This is a genomic window from Saccharomonospora amisosensis (assembly GCF_011761185.1).
GTDB lineage: Bacteria > Actinomycetota > Actinomycetes > Mycobacteriales > Pseudonocardiaceae > Saccharomonospora_A > Saccharomonospora_A amisosensis.
Genome location: NZ_JAAOYM010000001.1, coordinates 3,419,343 through 3,439,320, shown reverse-complemented (window position 1 = coordinate 3,439,320; position 19,978 = coordinate 3,419,343). Strand labels below are relative to the sequence as shown.

26 protein-coding genes are annotated in these 19,978 nt (G+C 66.4%); 16 read left to right on the top strand and 10 right to left on the bottom strand.

Translation table 11 applies throughout. From position 1 onward, the window contains the following. Positions 1 to 3: 3 nt before the first annotated feature. The 6 genes from FHU38_RS16740 to FHU38_RS16715 all read right to left on the bottom strand — a co-directional run bounded on the left by FHU38_RS16740 (position 4) and on the right by FHU38_RS16715 (position 3,654). Positions 4 to 621 (bottom strand): flavoprotein, encoded by a 618-nt coding sequence (locus FHU38_RS16740; RefSeq protein WP_167172528.1) that lies wholly within the window; start codon positions 619 to 621, stop codon positions 4 to 6. Between the two features lie 126 nt (positions 622 to 747). Further along, positions 748 to 1,224 carry an ester cyclase gene (locus FHU38_RS16735; RefSeq protein WP_167172526.1) on the bottom strand — a complete coding sequence of 159 codons (477 nt, stop codon included), beginning with the start codon at positions 1,222 to 1,224 and terminating at the stop codon, positions 748 to 750. 43 nt (positions 1,225 to 1,267) lie between these two features. Beyond that, on the bottom strand, positions 1,268 to 1,726 hold the full coding sequence (locus FHU38_RS16730; protein ID WP_167172524.1) for an ester cyclase: 459 nt from the start codon (positions 1,724 to 1,726) through the stop codon (positions 1,268 to 1,270). A 104-nt stretch (positions 1,727 to 1,830) separates the two neighbouring features. Continuing rightward, on the bottom strand, positions 1,831 to 2,655 hold the full coding sequence (locus FHU38_RS16725) for an SAM-dependent methyltransferase (protein ID WP_167172522.1): 825 nt from the start codon (positions 2,653 to 2,655) through the stop codon (positions 1,831 to 1,833). Between the two features lie 16 nt (positions 2,656 to 2,671). Continuing rightward, complete coding sequence (locus FHU38_RS16720; protein WP_167172520.1) at positions 2,672 to 3,133, bottom strand: ester cyclase; 462 nt, start codon at positions 3,131 to 3,133, stop codon at positions 2,672 to 2,674. Positions 3,134 to 3,273: 140 nt separating this feature from the next. Continuing rightward, complete coding sequence (locus FHU38_RS16715; protein WP_167172518.1) at positions 3,274 to 3,654, bottom strand: VOC family protein; 381 nt, start codon at positions 3,652 to 3,654, stop codon at positions 3,274 to 3,276. A 330-nt stretch (positions 3,655 to 3,984) separates the two neighbouring features. Between FHU38_RS16715 and FHU38_RS16710 the strand changes: the two genes are divergently transcribed. Next, complete coding sequence (locus FHU38_RS16710) at positions 3,985 to 4,839, top strand: SDR family oxidoreductase (protein WP_167172516.1); 855 nt, start codon at positions 3,985 to 3,987, stop codon at positions 4,837 to 4,839. Between the two features lie 316 nt (positions 4,840 to 5,155). Here the strand turns inward: FHU38_RS16710 and FHU38_RS16705 are convergent, their stop codons facing one another. The 3 genes from FHU38_RS16705 to FHU38_RS16695 all read right to left on the bottom strand — a co-directional run bounded on the left by FHU38_RS16705 (position 5,156) and on the right by FHU38_RS16695 (position 7,395). Continuing rightward, positions 5,156 to 5,530, bottom strand: coding sequence for a hypothetical protein (locus FHU38_RS16705; RefSeq protein ID WP_167172514.1), 375 nt, complete (start codon positions 5,528 to 5,530; stop codon positions 5,156 to 5,158). Between the two features lie 289 nt (positions 5,531 to 5,819). Then, entirely contained in the window at positions 5,820 to 6,293 is a 474-nt protein-coding gene (locus FHU38_RS16700; protein ID WP_167172512.1) for an LLM class flavin-dependent oxidoreductase, read from the bottom strand. Next, positions 6,268 to 7,395: a winged helix DNA-binding domain-containing protein gene (locus FHU38_RS16695; RefSeq protein ID WP_167172510.1), complete on the bottom strand. Its 1,128-nt coding sequence runs from the start codon at positions 7,393 to 7,395 to the stop codon at positions 6,268 to 6,270. The genes FHU38_RS16700 and FHU38_RS16695 overlap by 26 nt, the downstream gene beginning before the upstream one ends. A 409-nt stretch (positions 7,396 to 7,804) precedes the next feature. Here FHU38_RS16695 and FHU38_RS16690 point away from each other — a divergent pair, with 409 nt between their 5' ends. Both FHU38_RS16690 and FHU38_RS16685 read left to right on the top strand, forming a co-directional pair. Then, the gene (locus FHU38_RS16690; protein ID WP_167172508.1) at positions 7,805 to 8,134 is read left to right on the top strand and encodes an ArsR/SmtB family transcription factor; all 330 of its coding nucleotides are present in this window, start codon (positions 7,805 to 7,807) and stop codon (positions 8,132 to 8,134) included. Between the two features lie 65 nt (positions 8,135 to 8,199). After that, the gene (locus FHU38_RS16685; protein WP_167172506.1) at positions 8,200 to 8,517 is read left to right on the top strand and encodes an ArsR/SmtB family transcription factor; all 318 of its coding nucleotides are present in this window, start codon (positions 8,200 to 8,202) and stop codon (positions 8,515 to 8,517) included. 4 nt (positions 8,518 to 8,521) lie between these two features. On the opposite strand, the gene FHU38_RS16680 is transcribed toward FHU38_RS16685, so the two are convergent. Further along, on the bottom strand, positions 8,522 to 8,875 hold the full coding sequence (locus FHU38_RS16680) for a hypothetical protein (RefSeq protein WP_167172504.1): 354 nt from the start codon (positions 8,873 to 8,875) through the stop codon (positions 8,522 to 8,524). 143 nt (positions 8,876 to 9,018) lie between these two features. On the opposite strand from FHU38_RS16680, the gene FHU38_RS16675 reads away from it, so the two are divergent. The 13 genes from FHU38_RS16675 to FHU38_RS16615 are packed head-to-tail and all read left to right on the top strand — an operon-like array spanning position 9,019 to position 19,972. Further along, the gene (locus FHU38_RS16675) at positions 9,019 to 9,264 is read left to right on the top strand and encodes a sulfurtransferase TusA family protein (RefSeq protein WP_167172502.1); all 246 of its coding nucleotides are present in this window, start codon (positions 9,019 to 9,021) and stop codon (positions 9,262 to 9,264) included. A 10-nt stretch (positions 9,265 to 9,274) separates the two neighbouring features. Continuing rightward, positions 9,275 to 9,658: a DsrE/DsrF/DrsH-like family protein gene (locus tag FHU38_RS16670; RefSeq protein ID WP_167172500.1), complete on the top strand. Its 384-nt coding sequence runs from the start codon at positions 9,275 to 9,277 to the stop codon at positions 9,656 to 9,658. A gap of 12 nt (positions 9,659 to 9,670) precedes the next feature. Then, positions 9,671 to 10,384 (top strand): 4Fe-4S dicluster domain-containing protein, encoded by a 714-nt coding sequence (locus FHU38_RS16665; protein ID WP_313886804.1) that lies wholly within the window; start codon positions 9,671 to 9,673, stop codon positions 10,382 to 10,384. Next, a complete protein-coding gene (locus FHU38_RS16660; RefSeq protein WP_167172496.1) occupies positions 10,381 to 11,571 on the top strand; it encodes a heterodisulfide reductase-related iron-sulfur binding cluster in 1,191 nt (396 codons plus the stop codon). The genes FHU38_RS16665 and FHU38_RS16660 overlap by 4 nt, the downstream gene beginning before the upstream one ends. 33 nt (positions 11,572 to 11,604) lie before the next feature. Next, the gene (locus FHU38_RS16655; RefSeq protein WP_167172495.1) at positions 11,605 to 12,669 is read left to right on the top strand and encodes a CoB--CoM heterodisulfide reductase iron-sulfur subunit A family protein; all 1,065 of its coding nucleotides are present in this window, start codon (positions 11,605 to 11,607) and stop codon (positions 12,667 to 12,669) included. A 15-nt stretch (positions 12,670 to 12,684) separates the two neighbouring features. Beyond that, entirely contained in the window at positions 12,685 to 13,413 is a 729-nt protein-coding gene (locus FHU38_RS16650) for a hypothetical protein (protein ID WP_167172490.1), read from the top strand. A gap of 3 nt (positions 13,414 to 13,416) precedes the next feature. Then, positions 13,417 to 14,715 (top strand): (Fe-S)-binding protein, encoded by a 1,299-nt coding sequence (locus FHU38_RS16645; RefSeq protein WP_167172488.1) that lies wholly within the window; start codon positions 13,417 to 13,419, stop codon positions 14,713 to 14,715. Beyond that, complete coding sequence (locus tag FHU38_RS16640) at positions 14,705 to 15,526, top strand: lipoate--protein ligase family protein (RefSeq protein ID WP_167172486.1); 822 nt, start codon at positions 14,705 to 14,707, stop codon at positions 15,524 to 15,526. The genes FHU38_RS16645 and FHU38_RS16640 overlap by 11 nt, the downstream gene beginning before the upstream one ends. Next, positions 15,523 to 16,002 (top strand): glycine cleavage system protein H, encoded by a 480-nt coding sequence (locus FHU38_RS16635; RefSeq protein WP_167172484.1) that lies wholly within the window; start codon positions 15,523 to 15,525, stop codon positions 16,000 to 16,002. The genes FHU38_RS16640 and FHU38_RS16635 overlap by 4 nt, the downstream gene beginning before the upstream one ends. After that, a complete protein-coding gene (locus FHU38_RS16630; protein WP_167172482.1) occupies positions 15,999 to 16,982 on the top strand; it encodes a radical SAM protein in 984 nt (327 codons plus the stop codon). The genes FHU38_RS16635 and FHU38_RS16630 overlap by 4 nt, the downstream gene beginning before the upstream one ends. Next, complete coding sequence (locus FHU38_RS16625; RefSeq protein ID WP_167172481.1) at positions 16,979 to 18,091, top strand: lipoate--protein ligase family protein; 1,113 nt, start codon at positions 16,979 to 16,981, stop codon at positions 18,089 to 18,091. Before FHU38_RS16630 ends, FHU38_RS16625 begins: the two co-directional genes overlap by 4 nt. 14 nt (positions 18,092 to 18,105) lie before the next feature. Beyond that, the gene (locus FHU38_RS16620; protein ID WP_167172479.1) at positions 18,106 to 19,194 is read left to right on the top strand and encodes a radical SAM protein; all 1,089 of its coding nucleotides are present in this window, start codon (positions 18,106 to 18,108) and stop codon (positions 19,192 to 19,194) included. Between the two features lie 13 nt (positions 19,195 to 19,207). After that, positions 19,208 to 19,972 carry an electron transfer flavoprotein subunit beta/FixA family protein gene (locus tag FHU38_RS16615; RefSeq protein ID WP_167172477.1) on the top strand — a complete coding sequence of 255 codons (765 nt, stop codon included), beginning with the start codon at positions 19,208 to 19,210 and terminating at the stop codon, positions 19,970 to 19,972. The last annotated feature ends 6 nt before the right edge of the window (positions 19,973 to 19,978 follow it).

Sequence of the window (19,978 nt, the reverse complement as noted above, 5' to 3'; positions counted from 1 at the left end):
CGGTCAAGAAACGGCTCCCTCGGGCTGCTTCGCGGACGACACGGTCGAGTTCAGTTGGTCCAGGATGTGTTCCAGCGGTGGCATCACCCCGGTTGCCGATCTCGTGTCGGACAACTGGACACCGATCGCCGGATCGATGACGGTGTAACCGAGAGCGGTTGCCATTTCGACGTTACGGCGTACTGCGTTGCTGCGCCACATGGCCTCGTTCATCGCGGGTACCAGCACCACCGGCGCGGGGCTGGCGACAATGGCCGTGGAGATCAAATCATCGCAAATTCCGTGGGCTGCTTTCGCTATCGCGTTCGCAGTCGCGGGCATGACCAGCAACAGGTCGATTCCCTCGGTAAGGGAAAGGTGGGGGATCGGTGCGTCCTCGGTAGCCTTGTGAGTCTCGGTGTGCACCCAGCTGCCCGCGAAGAGCCGCATCGTGTAGGGGGGCAGGAATCGGCAGGCGGACCGGGACATCATCACCCGGATGTCGTGTACAAGGGACTGGCGCATCAGCAACACGGTCTGCGGCATGGACAGTGCCGCGGGTGAGCCGGTGACCGCGAGCAGGAGCCGGTCGCACAGCAGTGCGGATGGGCGGTCGTCGTGGTCGGATTTCGGCACGCCCATGTCCGCAGCCCCATCTCGGTCTCGTGGTTGTCGTTGTATCGGCAGGTGCTTGGGCCGGGCAGGGTGTGGTCGGATCGGCGGCCCCACCCGGCACCCGCACCTCTGGTCAGCCGAGCCTTCGATCGTTCAGCACATGATCGCCGGGATGAAGCCGATCTCGTTCCATGCGTACGGGTCGGCGAAGACGTCCCAGTACCGCTCGACGATCGTGCTCGACGAGCCGTTGCCGCCCGGGGCGACGGTGGCGATGTCGACGGTCTCCCACACGATCGGCCTTCCGGTGGCAGCCTTGCCGAGGTAGGAACCGGTGTGCGTGCCGGAGCCGACCACACGGGAGATCACCCGGTTGCCTTCGATCCGCACGTCCCGGATATCCAGCCGCAGGTCCGGCAGCACGCCGCGGAGCAGGTTGAACAGGACCTTGACGCCCTCGGGACGGTAGTTGGAGATGCGCCCGTGGTGGACGGCGTCGTCGGCGAGGTACGCGATCGCGGCGTCCATGTCGCCCGCGTTCACGGCGGCGACGAAGCCGTCGACCGGTCGCCGTATGTCCTCATCGGTGATCTGGGTTGTCGCTGTGTTCGATAACAGAACCTGAGACATCTTTCTGAATACACCTCTATTCGATGGTTTCCGGTAACTTTTGTCACGACATCTGGGCTAGATAGGGCTCGGGAAGCGCGCCGATCTGGGTGAGCAGATGCAGTTCGTCGAGCACGCCGCGATGTTCGATGAACTGATCGCCCTGCACGCGCGCGATGTTGATCGAGAAGAAGCTCACCTTCTTGCCGGTGTTCGTCTGGCCGAGGTAGTCGCCACGATGCGTGCCTTCATAGCGGATGAGAGTGGAGACCCGGTCACCCTCGGCGATCATCTCTACGACGTTCCACCGCAGGTCAGGAAAGGCATCGAGGGTTAGCTTGTAGACGAACGCGATGCCTTCCTTGGGGTAATCCGACAGCCGCGCGTGGTGGATGATATCGGGGTGGAAGAAATCCAAGATCCGGTCGAGATCATGGGTGTTGCACGTTTCGAAGAACTCCCGTGCGACACGCTTTGTCCGTTCCGTTTGGCGCGCAAGATCTTCCACATCGGTAACGTCCACGGCGACCTCTCAACGTTGGAGTGGATGTCGTCATATCCATTGTCCGTACGGGAAGGCAGAAGGAACTTCTTTGGCCTTGCTATTCCGCGCCGGGCGTGCTATCGCTATTCGCGGACGGCGGTCATCAGCAGATAGTTCGGTTCGCCGGTGGCCATGCAGTTCCGGCACACTGCTTCCAACGCCGCGATGCCCTCCTGGCCTAGCGCTCCGACCAACTCACGAAGGTTGCTGGCTAGTTCCGGATAGTACCGGGCGACGCGGTCGCTAAGATCGAGATACTCGGTCAGGTAGAGGCCTGCCGGTCGCAGCATCGCGGGGTAGTCCTCGAGCCGGGGAAACGGGCTGTTCAGCATGGCCCGGCGGAACATCTCGTTCATGGCGAGCCGCTCGCCGGTGAACGGCCGCTTCTCGTAGAAGTCGGTGAACACCAGCCGCCCTCCCGGACGCAGCGCACGCCCGATCTGCCGGAACGCCGCGGCGCGGTCGGACATGTGCACGAAGGATTCGATCACCATGACCGCGTCGAAACCGCCTTCCTCGAACGGCAGCTCCGCCATGGCGTCGGCGAAGTCGAAGCGAACCTGCCCGGCCACACCTTCCGCGTGCGCCCATGCGGTGGATTCTTCGATCAGGTTCCGACTGAGCTCGATGCCGACCACTTCGGCGCCGGTCGACTGGGCCAGCCGGACGGCGGGGCCGCCAAGGCCGGAACCCACGTCGAGCACGCGCTGCCCCGCGGTGACATCGAGGTGCTCGATCACCACGTCGGTCAGCGTGTCGGTGGCGGCGGGCAACGAGTTGTCATCGTCATCCCCTCGCCAGTAGCCGCTGTGCGAGTTGCGGCCGGCCAGCATGCTGATCATCGGGCCGGCCTGGTCGTAGAACGCGATCACGTCGGACTGCTCGGGGACGAACGCAGCGGTGGTCACCTCGGTACCCTCCGGCTCAGTCTTGTCGCCACGGCGCAGCGAGCTGTTCGGGCGTTAACCCGAGCTGTCGCGGGATGCTGTCCATCTCGTAGAGGCCCCAGTGCTCGGCGATGAGACCGTTCCGGATCTTGAAGGCGGCCAGGCCCGGAACGGAGAGGAGCTTGCCGGACGCCGGGACTCCGAGGTAATCCCCGGTGTGTTCGAAGTGCAGTTCGATCAGCTGAAACACGGTGTCCTCATCGGCGAGCATCATCTTTACCTCGATGCCCCTGCTGGTGAACCATTCGGTGCACTCGCGGAACCAGGAGAACGCATTCTCCCTTCCCTGCTGCACGAGTCCAGTGGGCAGGTGGATGACCAGGTCTGGTGCCAGATAGTCAGGCATCAGATCGAACCGCTGGGCATGCATGCAGTTCGCCTGGAACTCGCGTACCAGGTCCTTGTTGCGCTGCGCAAGGCTCGTCGACGTGTCGGTCATCCCGTGTCCTCCTGCCGGAATGTGGGTTGTCGGCGCGGGGTGCCGGCTCAGCATAGGAATGCGGAGGACGCGGTGACTTCTTCGGCTTTGCCATACGGCCGGTCCCGGCGCCGAAGGTCGCCGGGACCGGAAGCGATGTGTTACCGCTCGGGCTGGAACACGAAGAACTCGTTGCCGTCCTGGTCCAGGAAGGCGGCGAACCATTTGCCGTAGGGTTGCAGCTCCGGCTCTTTGGTGAACCGCACCCCCCGCTCCCGGTAGGTCTCGTACATCGCCTGGATGTCCTCGGTCTCGAACGCGATGTCGGTGTACCTGCCCACCTTGGACTTCTCGCCGACAGGAAAGTCCTTGGTGGCAAGGGAAATGGTCGTCTGGGCCCCCGGTGGCGCGACCTCGATCCACTTGAAGCCGGATCCCTCCTGCAGCTCACGTACCTCGAACCCGAGTTTCTCGGTATAGAAGCGGAGCGCCTCGTCCTGGTCACTCACGTAGACACCGATTTGGGAAATGTGGGAGATCACGTGCCCTCCGTTGTCGCGTTCGATAATGGGCTGTACGCCACGGTGCGTGTCCAGCCTGCCACAGCGAAGCCGTGCGACAGCACGTCGACGCGACCGATTCGTTGCTTCGACCCCGACAAGCGCAATCTCGAAGAAATTTTCCGATGTGTGGTGATAGAGCATCCGGTAGGTTGACTACGACGCGTGCACCGACGGTGCGAATTGGGTGACCGGCCGCCGGTGGGCGCCGTCGACTCAGCAGGAGCGATTCGGTTCGGCCAGGATCCGGGGCTCTTTCGCGCTGCGCGGGGCCGGGACGTTCACTGTGCTGCAGCCTGATGGAGGGTTTACATGATCTTGGTGACCGGAGCGACCGGGCCGGTTGGCGGCCAGGTCGTCGCCCAGTTGGTGGAAGCGGGGCAGCAGGTGCGCGCGCTGACTCGTGACCCGAAGGGAAGCCGGTTCTCCGGTGATGTCGACGTCGTGGGCGGTGACTTGAGCAAGCCCGAGACCTTGCGGGGAATCTTCGACGGTGTCGAGCGCGCGTTCGTGCTGCTGCCGACGTTCGGTGCGCCGGAGACAGGTACCTACGACGGCAACGTGATCGAGGCGGCGAAAGAGAGCGGTGTACAGCTGCTCGTCCGGATGTCGGTGATCGCGGTGGTGGACGAGAGCGCGGAGGACGCGCACACCAGCTTCCACCGCCGGGGTGAGCAGACCGTGCGCGAGTCCGGACTTCCGTGGACCTTCCTGCGGCCGGGCCAGTTCATGACCAACGCGCTGTCCTGGGCCGAGACCGTCAAGAACGAGGGCTACGTGCGCGAGCCGTATGCGCACATCAAGCAGGCACCAATCGATCCGCTGGACATCGCCGCCTCCGCGGTCGCCGTGCTCACCTCGGACGGGCACGAGGGCAAGGCCTACTCGCTGACCGGACCAGAGGCCATCAGTATCGAGGAACAGGCCGCGGTTATCGCCAAGGTCACCGGCAAGGAGATCCGGACCATCAACGTTCCTCCGGACGTGGCTCGGGCCGAGTGGCTCAACGAGGGCTACCCACCCGGCATGGTCGACGGCATCATGCGGCACATGGCGGACGAGAGCGGGGTACACGGTCACGTGTCACCATGTGTCGCGGAGTTGACCGGCCGTGCACCGCGCACCTTCGAGGACTGGGCGAAGGCCAACGCCGACGTGTTCCGCTGACGAACTGCCGGCGCAACCCGCGCGGCCATCCGGCTGCGCGGCGCGATCGTGGCACGCGCTGCGAACGCCTCGACGACGCGACCGAAGGCGGCGTTGTCCTCGATGGCGGCCCCATGCTTGCCATGAAGCCACACAGTCTCGACGCCTTGCTCGAGTACCTGGCACGCCGTTCGGTACGCACTCGGTTCGGTGGCCGCCGCGCCGTGCCCTGGCAGGTCCACGGCGAAATCACCTTCCGGCAGACCGTCCGGATAGACGAGATCCCAGAACTCTCGACTGCTCCCCAGCGGGGGCAGCATGACGATCCGTCGCAACGTCAAGATGAGCCCTTGCCGTTCTCGTCGTCTTGCTCCTCCGGCACTACCTGCGCCACGTTCAGGATCCACCCGAGCATGGTGTAGTAGCCCGCAGCAGTGATTAGCTCGACGGTTTGCCGCTCGCCCCACCGGTCCACCGCCGAACGGTAGGTTTTCTCAGCGAGATCCCCGATGGTGCTGAGCTCCTGCACGACGGCCCACACGGCAGCCACCTCGTCGTCGCCCCGTGGTTCCCGCCCCTGCCGGATCGCCTCGACGCACTCCGGTGCCACCCCGGCAGCAGCGGCGATTGGCGCATGGTGGCTCCACTCGTAAGCGGCGTTCCAGCGAGCCGCGACCGTCAGCACCAGCGTCTCCAGTACCTTGCCGCGCAAGCCTGATCGATAGCGGAGAAACTCTCCAACCGCCTGCACCGAGTCAAGCAACCCCGCCGACCGCGCCAGCGGGACGAAAGGCCCGAGCAGGGCGCCCCGAGGGCCGTTCACAACACGGTGGATGGCCTGCCGCGTCTCAGCCGACCACGTATCCGCTGGTGGCAGCGGAAACCTTCGGGAGTTCGACGCCGGAACCTCGTTCACACTTCCACCTTCGGCATCACGGACTGAGCCATGAGTTCCATGGATCGGCGAGCCAGCGCCGGGTCGAGCCAGTCGAGCCCCGCATTTACACCAACTCGCCGAACCCGCCCACCTCGTCGTTGAGCTTGGAGATCTGGTCGGCCACCTGCTCAGCAGTGCCGGCGATGACCAGCGCATCGAGCACTCGCTCAAGCGTCACGTCCTCGTCGGGCATGTCCTGGTCCTCCTTGAACGGGTTGAGCCTCCCAAGAATGCGCATCTTGTGCAGCATCTTGCCGTAGTAGTAGCGGTAAGGGCTGTCCTTGTGGCCCTTGCCGTACGAGCGCGCGGTTTCCTCATCGTCGGCGACGAACACCGTGCGGGCCACCCGCCAGTCGGCACGATCGGCGGTGCCACCGACGCTTCGCCCACCCTCCTCATACTTGGGCCAGTGGGTGGCGATCCATTGAGGAAGCAGCAAGTTCGCCGGCAGCGGGTGCGGAGCCCCGGCGCGGTCCTTACCGCACTTGCCGGGCAGGCCGTGGAACGAGTGATCACTCCCGGTCGGTGACCCGTACACGGTGGCTGCCGGAGTCGGTCAGGAACCCCGCCAACTGTCGGCCCTCCTCGGCGACCGCCGTGCGTTCGGCTCGGGAGAACCGGCGCAGCGGGGTGACGACCACTGCGTCCGCAGCGGGATCCGCTTCGGGGTCCGCTTCCACCTTCCACGTGGCGGCGACCAGGCCGTCGACGAGCACGACCCTGGCGCCGGCAACCGAAAGGCCACGGTTCTCGTCGTCGACGATCCGGCCGCGGTCGTGGTAGCCGAGGATCGCGTTGTCGAAAGCCGGCAGGAACCGCACCGGAGCGGGCGTGCCCGGGTCGGGCCGGGGCGCGTCGGGCAGGTCGAGGAGTTCCCGACCGCGCTCGTCGCGGAAGCTGACCAACTCCTCGCGCATCGCGGCCACCGTTGCCGGTAGCCCGGCGAGGCCACTCCAGGTGCGTAGATCGGCGGTGGCGGCGGGGCCGAACGCGGTCAGATAGCGCCGCACCAGCTCGGCAGCGACCTGATCGGCACCCTCCGGCGACGGCGGATCGATCTCCTTGCCCAGCCAGGTGGCAAGCGGGAGATTGCGCGCCCCTGCCTTCGTGCGCCACAGTCCACGCGGTGGCAGTTGCGCCATCGGAACGAGTGCCAGCGCCAACTCACCCAGCGCCCTCGGCCCGTTAGCAGGCCAGCGAGCGGCGAGCGCGCGCCCGAGCTCGGCGATCGTGCGGGGCTCACCGTCGGCCAGAACCTCCCGCGCCGCCTCAGCGAACTCGTCGGGGTCCACCCCCTCAAGTTCGCGGCGGTATACCCCGAGCACCCGCTGCCACTGCATGGTGCTGTGGCGCGCTCGCCACGCCAGTGCGTCCCGGGCGTCGACCAGATGGATGGTGTGGCGCATGAGGTGGGTTCGCACCACGCTCCGCCCGATCAGCAGATCCGACAGCATCGTAGGTTCGAACGCGCGCAGCCGCGACCAGAGCCCGATGAACGGCTCCTGCGGTTCCTGCGCCTGCAGGCCGCACAGGTGCGTGACCGCGTCGAGCACGGGCAGGTCGGCGCGGTCGAGCAGCAGTTGCCGCGCGAGCGTGGCGCGGTTGAGCGCTCGGCTGTTGAGAACCTCGTTGCCTGGCATTCCACTACCGTCCCAGCGGAAACGGACGGTTTCTGGCCGGATTCCCCAGGACTGTTCGGGCAATCCCCTGCGGTCGAGAAGGCGCGCGTCAGCTCGCGGCGCAGTGGTCTCGACCAGCGCTCCCAGGCGTCACCGACCTCCGTCGCCGCAGTGGCCTCACCTTGCGGGCAGGCCGGTTACCGGGGGTAAGCAGCTGTTGTCCAAGGTTCAATCCTCGCAAAGTGGCCAGATGACGAACTCCCGGCGAACCAGGTTGGTAGCTGACGTTGTCGCGCGGTGGCGTGCTTCGGCCAGTCGGCGTCGCAGGTGAAGCGGCATCTGCACGCATCGGTTGTGCGGCATGCTCAGGTAACCTGTCAGCAGGAGGGCTGTTGCGCGGCCTTGGTGCCCGCGAGCGGATGGAGCTGGTGTGAGACATACGAACCAGGGTGAGCTCACTGAGTTGCATGCCCGCATCTGCAAGGCGCTCGCCGACCCGACACGGCTGCTCATCATCAACGAGCTTCGGAACGGCAGGCGCTCGGTCGGCGAGATCGCGGAAAAGGTGCAGATCTCCCAGCCCAACGCCAGCAGGCATCTGGCGCTGCTGCGCGACCGCGGAATCGTAACGACTCAACGCGCTGGTAGCACCATCTTCTATACCCTGACCAGCAAGAAGGTCGTGCGAGCCGTCGACCTGCTACGCGAGTTCATGGCCGAGGAACTTGGTGTGCACGGCGGCGTGAACCTGGCAGGATGACCCCCGGACCGAGCAGGGTCCGCCAGCTGCGCCGGTAGTGTTTCCGCGAAGCCAGGAGGTGGCGCATGCACGTCGAAGCGCAGGAGATGTATGAGCTGTACGCGCGGGTGTGCAAGGCCATCGCGGAGCCCATGCGGTTATCCATCATCGAGGAACTGCGGGACGGTCACCGGACGGTCGGCGAGATCGTCGACGCGCTGGGCACCTCGCAGCCGAACGCCAGCCAGCACCTGCGGATGCTGAGCGATCGGGGCATCCTCACCGCCCGACGCGACGGCAACAACGTCTACTACGCGCTGACCAGCCACAAGATCGTGCAGGCTGTCGACCTGCTCTGCGAGTTCATGCGCGAGCAGGGTTGCCAGGACCGGCCCGAGGACTGAACTCCTACTCCTGCGCCGGGAACCGGAACGTCGCTGAGTCGAGTTTCGGTTCGACCGTGCGCAGGCCGTTGAGGAACTCCACGGTGTGCCGCCCGCACAGCCGCCAGGCCTGGGCATCGTCGACCCGGTGTACGTGCAGGCTCTGCTCTCGCGTCACCTGCTCGCGGCACACCGCGCACTGCCGCAGCGGCCGGTCCTGACCGAGCCATTGCTCGAGCTCGTCCCAGCACGGGGCGCAGAGCAGCCCCGAGCTGTCGCGAAACTGCGCTCGTCCCGGGTGGTAGACGAAGCGCACCCCCGCGTCCGGCGCGGAAACGAAGCGGTCGCAGTGATCGCAGTGCAGGTCAGTGATGGTCATATCACGGCGCTCAGCAGGTCCGATGAAACCAGTTCGGGCGAAGGTCTGGACAGAAGTAGGTGTCGCATATCAGTATATAAGCAAGCTCACATGTGTGGTTGCAATCACGCGTGTGGTTTCGATCTCAATGAGGAGACGATACCGTGGCCGAGTCCCTGCCGACCGCCGATCAAGTACTCGACTGCACGGGCATGCAGTGCCCGCTTCCTGTGATCAAGACGGCTCAGGCGATCAAAAGCATCTCCGCCGGCCAGGTTCTGGAACTGCTCGCCACCGACCCCGGGGTCGATCCCGACATGCGTGCCTGGACGGGCCGCACCGGGAACGACCTGCTGGACGTCCGCAAGGACGGGGACGTTTTCCATGTCCTCATCCGCAGGGTGAAGTGAGGAGAGTCCCATGTGGTCGGAAGAATTCGACAGCAAGATCCTTTACGTACAGACGCACGGCGTCGATGATCCAGGGCGATCGGCGACACCGTTCTTCCTCGCGGCCTCCGCAGCCGCGATGGACAGTGAAGTGATGATCTACTTCACGATGTACGGCCCAACCCTGTTGCAGCGTGAGGTGGTCGACAAGATCGGCCCCAAGGGCGACCGAGGGCAGCCGTTGCGTCACTTCATCGACCAGGCCACGACGCTCGGCGTCCGGCTGCTGGTCTGCCAACCGTCGCTCGACCTCAACGATCTCGAACTCGACAGCCTGATCGACGGGGTCGAGATGATCGGCGGTGCGGCCTTCAACGACCTGGCGATCAACGCCGACGCGGTAATCAGCTTCTAGGGGACAGTGGTCGTGACCGAAGCACCGAGCTACTACAAGTCTCCGACCGTCGCGGGCTACCCGGACGTGTCGTACGAGGAGAAGGCGCGGCTGTTCGACGAGGTGAAGAGCGACATCCGCTTTTCCGATTACCTCTACGGCTGCTACGAGTGCGGCATCTGCGTAGCCGCCTGTCCATCCGCCAGGTTCTACGACTTCAGTCCACGGCGCGTCGCGCAGGCCGCCGCCCGTGAGGACGTGGAACTCGTCTACCAGCAGATGCAGGAAGACATCTGGGAGTGCTCCCAGTGCTTCTCCTGCCTGCGCTGCCCACGTGGCAACAACCCCGGCGGAATCATCACGATCATGCGCGAGGTCGCTATCAACAACGGGCTTGCCTCCGCCAAGGAAGCGCTCGAAGGCTACTCACGGATCATCTACAAGATCATGTCAACCGGTACGCAGGTTTCCCCGGACATGCTCCAGCCCGACGCGTTCCCCGACTGGGGCCCGGAGACCGGCGACGTTTCGAACAACCTGGATCTGTGGCGTCGCGCGCTGCCGTCGGAAACACTGCACACGACGAGCACCGGGTGGGACGTCTCGGACAAGACGCTGGTGGAGCTCTACCTGATCTGGCTGCACACCGGGGCGCTGGACATGATCGCCGACGTCGACACCAGCCTGCATTCGATCCTGCAAGACGTGATGGAGGAGCGCCTCGAAGAGGAAGGTATAGAGCTATGACCACGATTCCGGTCGAAGCGTTGTTACGCAAGAAGGAGCGTTTCGAGCGCGGCGAGGACCACCGAGCGCTGGAAGATCCGACGGCGGAGCTGCTGAGGCTGGAGGAGCAGGGCGAGCTCGTCGTACAGAAGATCCAGGGCGATGTCGTCACGGTTCCGACCAAGTACGGCAGGGAGAAGCGGATCCAGAAAGGACACCTCTGGCACCACAAGTCCTGTGGCCAGTGCGGGCACATCCCCGGCTACTCCACCTCGATCTTCTGGGTGATGCGCAAGCTGGGGTACGACTACCACGACCCCCGCGACCAGACCTCGTGCACCGCGTGGAACTACTACGCCAGTGCCACGTCCAACGTGGCCGCCCAGGCGGCTGTCGCGGTTCGAAACTTCGCCGCGGCGCAGGAGACCGGATACTTCCCGCTGGTTCACTGCGGAACCTCCTACGGGCACTACAAGGAGGTGCGCGAGGAGTTACTGACGCACCCCGAGTTGCGCACCGAGGTGCGGGAGATCATGGGCAAGCTCGGCAAGGACCTCGTCTTCCCCGAGGAGCTTGTCCACTACTCCGAGTGGTTCTACGCGATGCGTGACGAGATCGCCGCGTTGCAGACCAGGGATCTCTCCGGCGTCCGGGTCACGGTGCATCCGGCGTGCCACTACTACAAGCTGGTCGAAGGCGACGCGATCTACGATCCGGACGTCTACGGCGGCCAGCGCACGGCCGTCGTGACCGGTCTGGCGGAGCGGCTCGGCGCCGACGTCCGCGAGTACTCCACCTGGTTCGACTGCTGCGGCTTCGGCTTCCGGCACATCCTCGTGCAGCGTGACTTCACCCGATCCTTCGCGACCATGCGCAAGATCGAGGTGATGAAGGAGGAGGCCGACCCCGATGTCGTGCTGACTCACGACACCGGATGCGTGACCACTTTGGACAAGAGCCAGTTCGCGGCCAAGGCGCACGAACGCAATGTCGGGGTCGCCGTGATGAGTGAGGCCCAGTTCGCGGCACTGGCGATGGGCGCGCACCCGTACAAGGTTTGCCAGCTGCACTGGCATTCCGCGGACTACCGGCCCTTGCTGGAAAAGATGGGCATCGACTGGGAGCAGGCCTGGGCGGAGTTCCAGGAAGGTCTCAAGAAACTGGAAAAGGGCGACAAACGCTACCTCGACTGGGACGACGTCGACTGAGCGCGCCGGCACAACGAACCCGAGGAAGGTCAGATGGCATCGGACACGGTGGCCGTCATCGGCGGCGGACCTGGCGGCCTGCGCGCCGCACACGGCATTGCCGAAGTGGGCGCGAAGGTCGTGCTCATCGAGCAACGCGATTTTCTCGGCGGTACCCCGATCGCGGAGAACTACGCGGGCCTCACCCCGCACGGCGAGGCGGCTGAGCCGCAAATGCGACGGATGGCGGAACTGGTCACCTCGCACCCGCTCGCCGAGGTACGACTCAGCACGCGTGTGACCGGCATCGAGGGCGAGCCGGGTGCGTTTACGTTGGCTGTGGACGGCCCGGACGGCGCCCAGCGCGTCGACTGCGGTGCCGTCGTGGTCGCGACCGGGTTCCAGCACTTCGATCCCGGCCGGGAAACCCAGATGTACGGCTACTACGAGTTCCCCGACGTGATCGCGCTCCAGGACCTCGAGGCGATGCTCAAGGAGCACCGCGTGGTCCGGCCGTCGAACGGGAAGCCGCCGGAGCGGCTGTGCTTCATCCAGTGCGTCGGCAGCCGGGACCGCCAGATCGGCAACGAGTACTGCTCCAAGGTCTGCTGCGGAGTCGCCTCGAAGGAGGCGATCGAGGTGCGGGAACTCCTCCCGGACTGCAAGGTCTACATCTTCTACATCGACATGCGGATGTACGGGTACTGGGAGAGTGAGATCTACTGGCCCGCGCAGGAGAAACACCACGTCCAGTACGTTAAGGGCATCGTTACCGAGGTGCTGCCCAAGGGCGACCAGCTGATCGTGCGTGGCGAGGACACCACGATGGGCCGCCCGATGGAGATCCCGATGGACGTGGTCGTGCTCTCGGTGGGCATGGAACCCTCGGCGGGCACGCGGGAGATGGCCAAGCTGCTCGGCGTCGGGCAGAACAGGTACGGGTTCATCGACTCGCCCGGTGCGCCACTGGATCCGGTGTCGACCGACCGTGAGGGGATCTTCGCCTGTGGCGCCGCGCTTGGTCCGGCCGACCTCGAGGACACTGTCTCGTCGGCCTCCAACGCGGCGATGCGGGCGGTTTCCTTCGTCCGTTCGCGCGCGGCCGCGCCCGCGAGCTGAGCCGAGGAGTCCGCGATGCCCGGTCCCGTGGTCGACACTCCCAGCGCGCAGGAGTTCGTGCGCGAGATATCCGGCCGGATGCCGATGGCCGAACTCCAGGTCATAGCAGCCGATGTCGAGCGCAAGTCGGAGCTGATGCGTGAACTGCTGTCCGAGCCTGCCGCCCTGGACCGGGCGGGCCTGCGCCTCGTGCTGCGCAACGTGTTCGGCACGCGGCGCCAGGCCGACAGCATCCTGGATGCGGTCACCCCCAACCGGCTCGCGGCGGCCATCGACGACCTGCTGTACTCCGAGGGCGGGCTGGCGCGGCGATTCGAGCGGTTCGACGCCGTACTGGCTCCGTGCACGGATCGTGGGTTCGACCTGCCGGGGGAGTTGCTGCACTTCACCTTCCCCGATCGTTACTGGCTATGGACCCGCTGGGTGTGGGATCCAGCCGTCGAGACCGGCGCGCTGCGGTTGGTTGTCACCGACGACGTCGACCTGCAGGGCGCTTCCTCACGCGGTGAAACCTACCTTTCGGTGGGGCAGGCGATGGCGTTCGTCGACGAGACGGGCAAGGCAGCAGGATTCACCACCGCGGGTCCGGGACTGTTCGGCACCGACGTCTTCCTCGCCGCCGTCTACGGCATCTACCTCTACACCGTGCTGCGGATGCGCATGACCCAGGAGTTCAACCGAGTGGTGCCGCCGCTGCCCGACCTTGTCCGCCGCCTGCTTGGCGTTTACCGTCTGGAGGTCTGAACCATGCCCATCTCCGGGCGCAAGGTTCCGCCCCGCGCAATCGAGAAGGAACAAGCCACCGTCGCCTCGTCGATCTCCGGTCGGGAGGTCGAGCTGCCGGCGATGTGGAACCGGATGTTCGAACCCCGCGTGCTCACCGAGCACGGACCGGATGGTTTCGCCAAGCTCGCCGAGTTACCCGGTGCCGAGTCGCTGGAGTGGTGCTACGGCTGCGGCAAGTGCGTTCCGGTCTGCCCGGTCGACGTGGTCGGTGAGTACGGGCCGCGCAAGCTGCACCGAAAGGTGCAGACCGGTTTCGACCTGTTGTCCGATCCAGACCTGTGGCTGTGCACGAGTTGCGGGAACTGCCTGCGTGTTTGCCCGAAGGAAGTCGACATGATCCAGATCATGCCGGCAGCCAGGGAGGCCGCGCTCACCGAAGGCAACGTTCCTGGCGAGCTGCAGGAGGTGTTCGAGAAGACGTTCCGCTACGGCAACGCGCTCGGCGAGAACCCCCGTCGGAGGGCACAGTGGACGCGCGACGCCGGTGTGCCGGTACGGATCCTGCCCAAGGAACCCGGACCGGTGGACGTGCTGTTCTATGTGGAGGACTACTGGAGCTATCACCCGCGCGGCCAGGAGGCGGCACGTGCCTTCGCGCGGGTAGCGCACGCGCTGGACATCGACTGGGCGATTCTCGGGCACGAGGAGAAGACCCTTGGCGACTCGCAGCGCCTGGCGGGGGAGAAGGGCCTGTTCGACGCACTGGTCGAGGACGTAACGGCGACACTGGCGAAGTACGAGTTCAACCGGATCGTCACTCCGGACCCGCACGGTTTCAACGCGCTGGTCAAGGAATATCCCAAGCGTGGCCACGAGTTCGACGCACTGCACTACACGCAACTGCTAGCGCCGCTGGTCGACCGGATCACCTGGGCGAAAGAACTGCCGTACACGGTGACCTTCCATGATCCGTGCTACCTGGGCAGGCACAACGGTGAGTACGACGCCCCGCGCACCCTCATCAACGCGATCCCCGGTATCGAGCTGCGTGAGATGGGCCGGTGCAGGCAGAACGGGTACTGCTGCGGCGGTGGCGGCGGCGGGATGTGGCTTGACGGCTTCACCCGCGACTACACCAGCGAGCGGCTGTCGGAACGGCGCGTACGGGAGGCCGCCGAGACCGGCGCCGACATGCTCGTGGTGTGCTGCCCGTACGAGGTCTCCCGGTTCGAGGACGCGGCGAAGTCCACCGGAAACGCTCACCTGAAGGTCCGCGACATCATCGAACTCATCGACGAGGCGATGGAGCATGGGAGGTAGCGGCCTGCGGGTGATCGACTTCGGCAGGGTGTCCGCGCTGCGTTCGCAGACGCTCTGGCATGCGGTCGCCTACGGCGTGTCGGAGGGAGCCCCGCCGACGCTTTCCTTCGTCCGGCCCGCCGAGCCCTACGTGTGCCTCGGATACCACCGGCGGCTGGACGAGGTGGACGAGAAGTACTGCGCGGCACAAGGGTTGCCGATCTACCGCCGGATGGTCGGTGGCGGGCCCGTCTATCTCGACCCCGACCAGTTGTTCTTCCAGATCTGCTTGCCACAGGGCAGCGTCTCACCGGCGCGGTCGGTCGCGATCCGTGACCTGCTCACGCCCGCCGTCGCCGCTTACCGGGCCGCCGGTGTGGAGGCGGAACTGGACGACAGTCACGAGATCAGCGTGGTTGACCGCAAGATCTGCGGGCACGGCGCGGGCCAGATCGAGGACGCCGTCGTGGTGTGCGGGAACCTCATCGAGCGATTCGACCACGAGCGGGCGACCTCGGTGCTACGGCTGCCGGACGGCGTCGACCGCGCCGAGGTGCTGCGCCTGATGCGCCGCTACGTCGCGGCAACACCCGCGGACCCGGCGGTCTTCAAGGAGGCGGCGGTGCGGGCCTACGCCGACGCGCTCGGACTCCAGCCCCGACCCGGTGAGCTCACCGGCGGCGAACGCGCGGCACTGGCCGAACTGGACGCCCGGTTCACCAGCGAGGAGTGGACAGCAGGACCGGGCTCTCGGGCGGCGAGACGTCCGGACGGAATCAAGATCAGGGCCGGTGTCTGGGTCGGCACGACGAAAGAGAAGGGCCAGTCATGACGAACACCCACATCGCCGGCGGTGACGCGCTGGTCGAGATCCGTGGCTACCCGTTGGCCATGGACCGGATGTACGACCCCGAGACGCATGTCTGGGCGAAGCCGACCGCACCGGGCCAACTGCGTCTCGGGTTGGACCCGCTCGGTGTGGAGACGAGCGGAACCCTCGCACAGCTGTCCTTCGCCGAACCCGGCGAACGGCTGGTGCGTGGCAAGGCGTTCGGGCAGTTGGAGGCCGCGAAGTTCGTCGGACCGCTGGTCAGCCCACTGTCCGGCACCACGCTGGCAGTCAACGAGGCCGTGCTCGCCGACCCGGGGTTGGTGGAGTCCGATCCGTTCGCGGCGGGATGGCTGCTGGAGCTGGCCCACGACGAGGCCGCCGAGTTCTCGGCATTGCTGTCGCAGCCCGAGGAGATCAAGGACTGGTTCGCGCGAAAGGTGGACGACTACCGGCTGCGGGGTGTGATCGCCGAATGACGACCGAGACGGCGAGCCCCTTCGCGGTACGGCAGGCCCACTTTCCGGACGTGATGGACTTCTTCGCGCCGGGGCTGAAACGCTGGCAGACCGAGGAATGGCAGCCGAGCAACCCGCGCCGCTTCCTGCCGGTTTCGGTCACCGGCTCGGCCTGCGCCCTCAGTTGCGACCACTGCCAGAGCAAGGTGCTTGAGGGCATGGTGTCGGTGAAGGCCGACGAGGACCTCTACGCGCTGGCGCGGCGGCTGCGGGCGCAGGGCAGCGAGGGACTGCTGGTCTCCGGCGGCTCGACGCGCTCCGGCGGGGTTCCGCTGCTGCCGCACCTGCGGCACATCCCGCGCATCCGCGAGGAGCTCGGGATGAAGGTGATCGTCCACTCCGGAGTCGTCTCGCCGGAGCTGGCCGCCGGGCTGGCCGACGCGGGCGTCGACGGGGTGATGCTCGACATCATCGGCGCCGACGAGACGATCCGGGACGTCTACCACCTGGACCTCACCGTCTCCGACTTCGACCGGGCGCTGGGGCTGCTGGCCGAGCGGGAGCTGCGCATCATCCCGCACATCGTGCTCGGCCTGCACTACGGCCGGTTTCTCGGCGAGTACCGGGCGCTGGACATCATCACCCGGCATCCGGTGTCCACCATCATCCTTGTCGTGCTGGTGCCGTTGGTGGGCACCCCGATGGCGCACCTGCCACCGCCACCCGTCGCCGACGTCACCGAGTTCTTCAGGGCCACCCGGCTTGCCGCGCCCGCGACCACGGTGAACCTCGGCTGTGCGCGGCCGCTGGGACCCGTGAAGACCGAACTCGACCAGGCGGCCATCGACCTGGGCCTCAACGGCATCGCCTACCCCGCGGACGGGGCGATCGCCTACGCGAAGTCGCGGGGGCTGGAACCTCGGCTGTTCGAGTACTGCTGCTCGCTGACGTGGACCGGTGACTCCGATGTCGCCTACCGCACGGTGGAGGTGGCTTCGTGATCACGCGATGGAGACTGCTCAGCGACGACGCCGCCGGTGCCGCCGAGGGGCTCGCGCTGGACGAGGCGCTGATGGCAGGATACGCCCGCGATGAACCGGCCCGCCCGCCGACACTGCGGCTGTACACCTACCGCGATCACTGCGCACTGATCGGGCGTTACCAGAACCTGGCCGCCGAGGTCGACCTGGACGCCTGCCGCCGCACCGGAACCGAGGTGAGCCGCCGCCCGACCGGCGGTGGCGCGATCATCATGGGCGCGGGCCAGCTCGGGGTGGCGCTGATCGACCGCGCGCCGGTCGACAAGCGACCTCGCGAGATCATCGAGGAGTGCTCGGCCGCGGTGAGCGCGGGCCTGGCCGAACTCGGGATCACCGCCACCTTTCGCGGCAAGAACGACCTGGAGGCCGGTGGCCGAAAGATCGCCGGGCTCGGCCTATACATCGACGAGCGCGGTGGCATGCTGTTCCACGCCAGCGTGCTCGCCGACCTCGACATCGAGTTCATGCTCGAGGTGCTGCGCATACCCGCGGCCAAGCTGGCGGACAAGGCGGTCGCCGCCGTGGGGGAGCGGGTGACGACGGTGACGCGCGAGACCGGGCAGGCACACGACGGCTCCACGGTGCGTGAGTTCGCGGCGCTCGGCTTCGCCAAGGCGTTCGGCGTCGAGCTGGTGCCCGGCTCGGCCGAGCAGGCCGAGTTGGACCGCGCGGCCGAACTCGCCCGCGACAGGTACCGGGAGTCGTCCTGGCTTTCGGAGCAGGGCGCGATTCCGGACGGCAGCGGCTCGGCCTTGCTGAAGACACCCGAGGGTCTACTGCGGATCTACCTCTCCACCCACGGCGATCTCGTCAAGAGCGCGGTTGTGGTGGGGGACTTCGCGATCCTGCCGCCCGCGGTGGGCAGGCTGGAGTCGCAGCTGCGCTGGCAGCGGCTCGACCCCGCGGCGGTCGGCCGGATCGTGTCCGCTTCCGGCGCCGACCGGGCGCTGGGCGTGGCCGCCGACCGGCTGGCCGAGACCGTACTGATCGCCGGGCGGCAGGCCGGGAAGCTGGCAGCCGCCGCTCCCGTGCGTTCCGCTGGTTCCTGCTATTTCCCAGAATCGAAGTGAAAGGGGCCGAGTCGATGGGCCGTCAGCTTCCCGTTCTGCCTTCGCCGGCGCCCGCCGCGGCGGAGCAGAACAGCCCCGAGTGGGTCCGCATCTCGATGGCGAGCGCGATCGCGCTGCGCTTTCGGTCAGGGCGGTTCTCTCGGGACTTCGACTTCGGCGGCATCAACCTGCTGCTGAACTACGACGAGGGGTGCCGTTCCGACTGCGGCTACTGCGGCCTGGCGCGTACCCGGCCGGGCGACTACAACGACAAGTCCTTCATCCGTGTCGAGTGGCCGCTCGTGCGCACCGACGACCTCGTGTCCAGGATGGTCGAGCACGAGGAGAAGCTGACCCGGCTGTGCATCTCGATGGTCACCCACGGGCACGCCTACGCCGACACCTGCGACATCACCGAGCGCATCGTGGCCGGAGTGCGGACCCCGCTGTCGATCCTGGTGGCGCCGCCGACCCTCAACCGGGAGCGGCTCGAGCGGTTCAAGGCGCTCGGCGTTGACATGATCGGCATCGGGCTGGACGCGGTGACCGAGGAGCTGTTCCGCAACCTGCGCACCAACGTTCCCGCGGGCAGACTGAGCTGGGAGAAGTACTGGGAGATCGTCACCGACTCGCGCGAGATCTTCGGCCCGTGGAAGGTGAACGTTCACACGCTGGTCGGGCTTGGGGAGGCCGACGAGGATCTGATCCGGCTGTTCGTCCAGTTGCGCGAGCGGGAGATCTTCGCCTACCTGTTCTGCTTCAACCCCGAGCCGGACTCGCGAATGGCGGATCACCCGAAGTCGCCGATCCGGCGCTGGCGGCGGGTACAGTTGGCCAAGCATCTTGTGGAGTCCGAAGGCTACGGCCTGGACGCGTTCCGGTTCGACTCCGAAGGCAACCTACTGCACATCGACGGCGGCCAGGATCGACTGGAGTCCGTTGTGGACACCGGTATCCCGTTCGTTACCAACGGCTGTCCCGGCGAGAACGGCGAGCCGGGCTGTACCAGGCCGTATGGCTCCTATCGACCCAGCGAGCCGTTCCGCGACTACCCGTTCGTCCCGACCGCCGACGACCTGGCCGAGATCCGACAGCAGCTGCGGCTGGACGACGTCCTGCAGTGAGAGAGGTGAGAACGTGCGCATTGTCGTTGCCATGAAAGCGGTTCCGGATCTGGTCGAGGAGATCGAGCTGACTCCCGACGAGACCGACATCGACCGCGAGTTCCTGAAGTTCGTGCTCAACGAATGGGACGACCAGGCACTGGAGGAGGCCTTGCTCGTCAAGGACGAGACGGGCGCCGAGGTGGTGGCCGTAGGACTGGCCGACGACCCGGACATCGACCAGGCGCTGTACACGGCGATCGCGAAGGGCGCGGACGGCGCCGTCAAGCTCGAAGGCGGCGGGCAGGACACGCACTCGCGCGCCGCGGTCTTCGCCGCCTACCTGGCCGAGGAACCCGCCGACGTGGTCATCACCGGCGTGCAGGCGCCTGATGACCTCGACGGCCAGCTGGCTCCGATGCTCGCCGCGCGGCTCGGGCAGCGGCACGTCTCGGTCGTGGCCGAGCTGCGCGTGCGGGACGGCAACCTGGTGGTCCGCCAGGAGTTCGCCGGTGGCCGCTCGCACGAGCTGGAGCTGCCCACGCCCGCGGTCATCGGCCTGCAGGCGTCTCGCGAGGCACCCCGCTATGCGCCCATCACCCGCATTCGACAGGCGATGCAGGCGGGCGGTGTACGTGAGGTGACCGTGGCGGCACAGCCAACCGGTTCCGGACTGTCGGTGCGGCGGATGTATCCACCAGAGGCGACCGGCCACGCCGAGATGCTGTCAGGGGATACCGAAGACGTGGCCGCCAAGATCATCGAACTGCTGCGCGAGCGCGGCATCGTCAAGGCGTGAGGGAAT

Coding starts and splice junctions, on each gene's coding strand:
- FHU38_RS16740 (WP_167172528.1), bottom strand. CDS start 621: ATGGGCGTGCCGAAATCCGACCACGACGACCGCCCATCCGCACTGCTG.
- FHU38_RS16735 (WP_167172526.1), bottom strand. CDS start 1,224: ATGTCTCAGGTTCTGTTATCGAACACAGCGACAACCCAGATCACCGAT.
- FHU38_RS16720 (WP_167172520.1), bottom strand. CDS start 3,133: ATGACCGACACGTCGACGAGCCTTGCGCAGCGCAACAAGGACCTGGTA.
- FHU38_RS16710 (WP_167172516.1), top strand. CDS start 3,985: ATGATCTTGGTGACCGGAGCGACCGGGCCGGTTGGCGGCCAGGTCGTC.
- FHU38_RS16695 (WP_167172510.1), bottom strand. CDS start 7,395: ATGCCAGGCAACGAGGTTCTCAACAGCCGAGCGCTCAACCGCGCCACG.
- FHU38_RS16685 (WP_167172506.1), top strand. CDS start 8,200: ATGCACGTCGAAGCGCAGGAGATGTATGAGCTGTACGCGCGGGTGTGC.
- FHU38_RS16680 (WP_167172504.1), bottom strand. CDS start 8,875: ATGACCATCACTGACCTGCACTGCGATCACTGCGACCGCTTCGTTTCC.
- FHU38_RS16670 (WP_167172500.1), top strand. CDS start 9,275: ATGTGGTCGGAAGAATTCGACAGCAAGATCCTTTACGTACAGACGCAC.
- FHU38_RS16660 (WP_167172496.1), top strand. CDS start 10,381: ATGACCACGATTCCGGTCGAAGCGTTGTTACGCAAGAAGGAGCGTTTC.
- FHU38_RS16655 (WP_167172495.1), top strand. CDS start 11,605: ATGGCATCGGACACGGTGGCCGTCATCGGCGGCGGACCTGGCGGCCTG.
- FHU38_RS16650 (WP_167172490.1), top strand. CDS start 12,685: ATGCCCGGTCCCGTGGTCGACACTCCCAGCGCGCAGGAGTTCGTGCGC.
- FHU38_RS16645 (WP_167172488.1), top strand. CDS start 13,417: ATGCCCATCTCCGGGCGCAAGGTTCCGCCCCGCGCAATCGAGAAGGAA.
- FHU38_RS16640 (WP_167172486.1), top strand. CDS start 14,705: ATGGGAGGTAGCGGCCTGCGGGTGATCGACTTCGGCAGGGTGTCCGCG.
- FHU38_RS16635 (WP_167172484.1), top strand. CDS start 15,523: ATGACGAACACCCACATCGCCGGCGGTGACGCGCTGGTCGAGATCCGT.
- FHU38_RS16630 (WP_167172482.1), top strand. CDS start 15,999: ATGACGACCGAGACGGCGAGCCCCTTCGCGGTACGGCAGGCCCACTTT.
- FHU38_RS16620 (WP_167172479.1), top strand. CDS start 18,106: ATGGGCCGTCAGCTTCCCGTTCTGCCTTCGCCGGCGCCCGCCGCGGCG.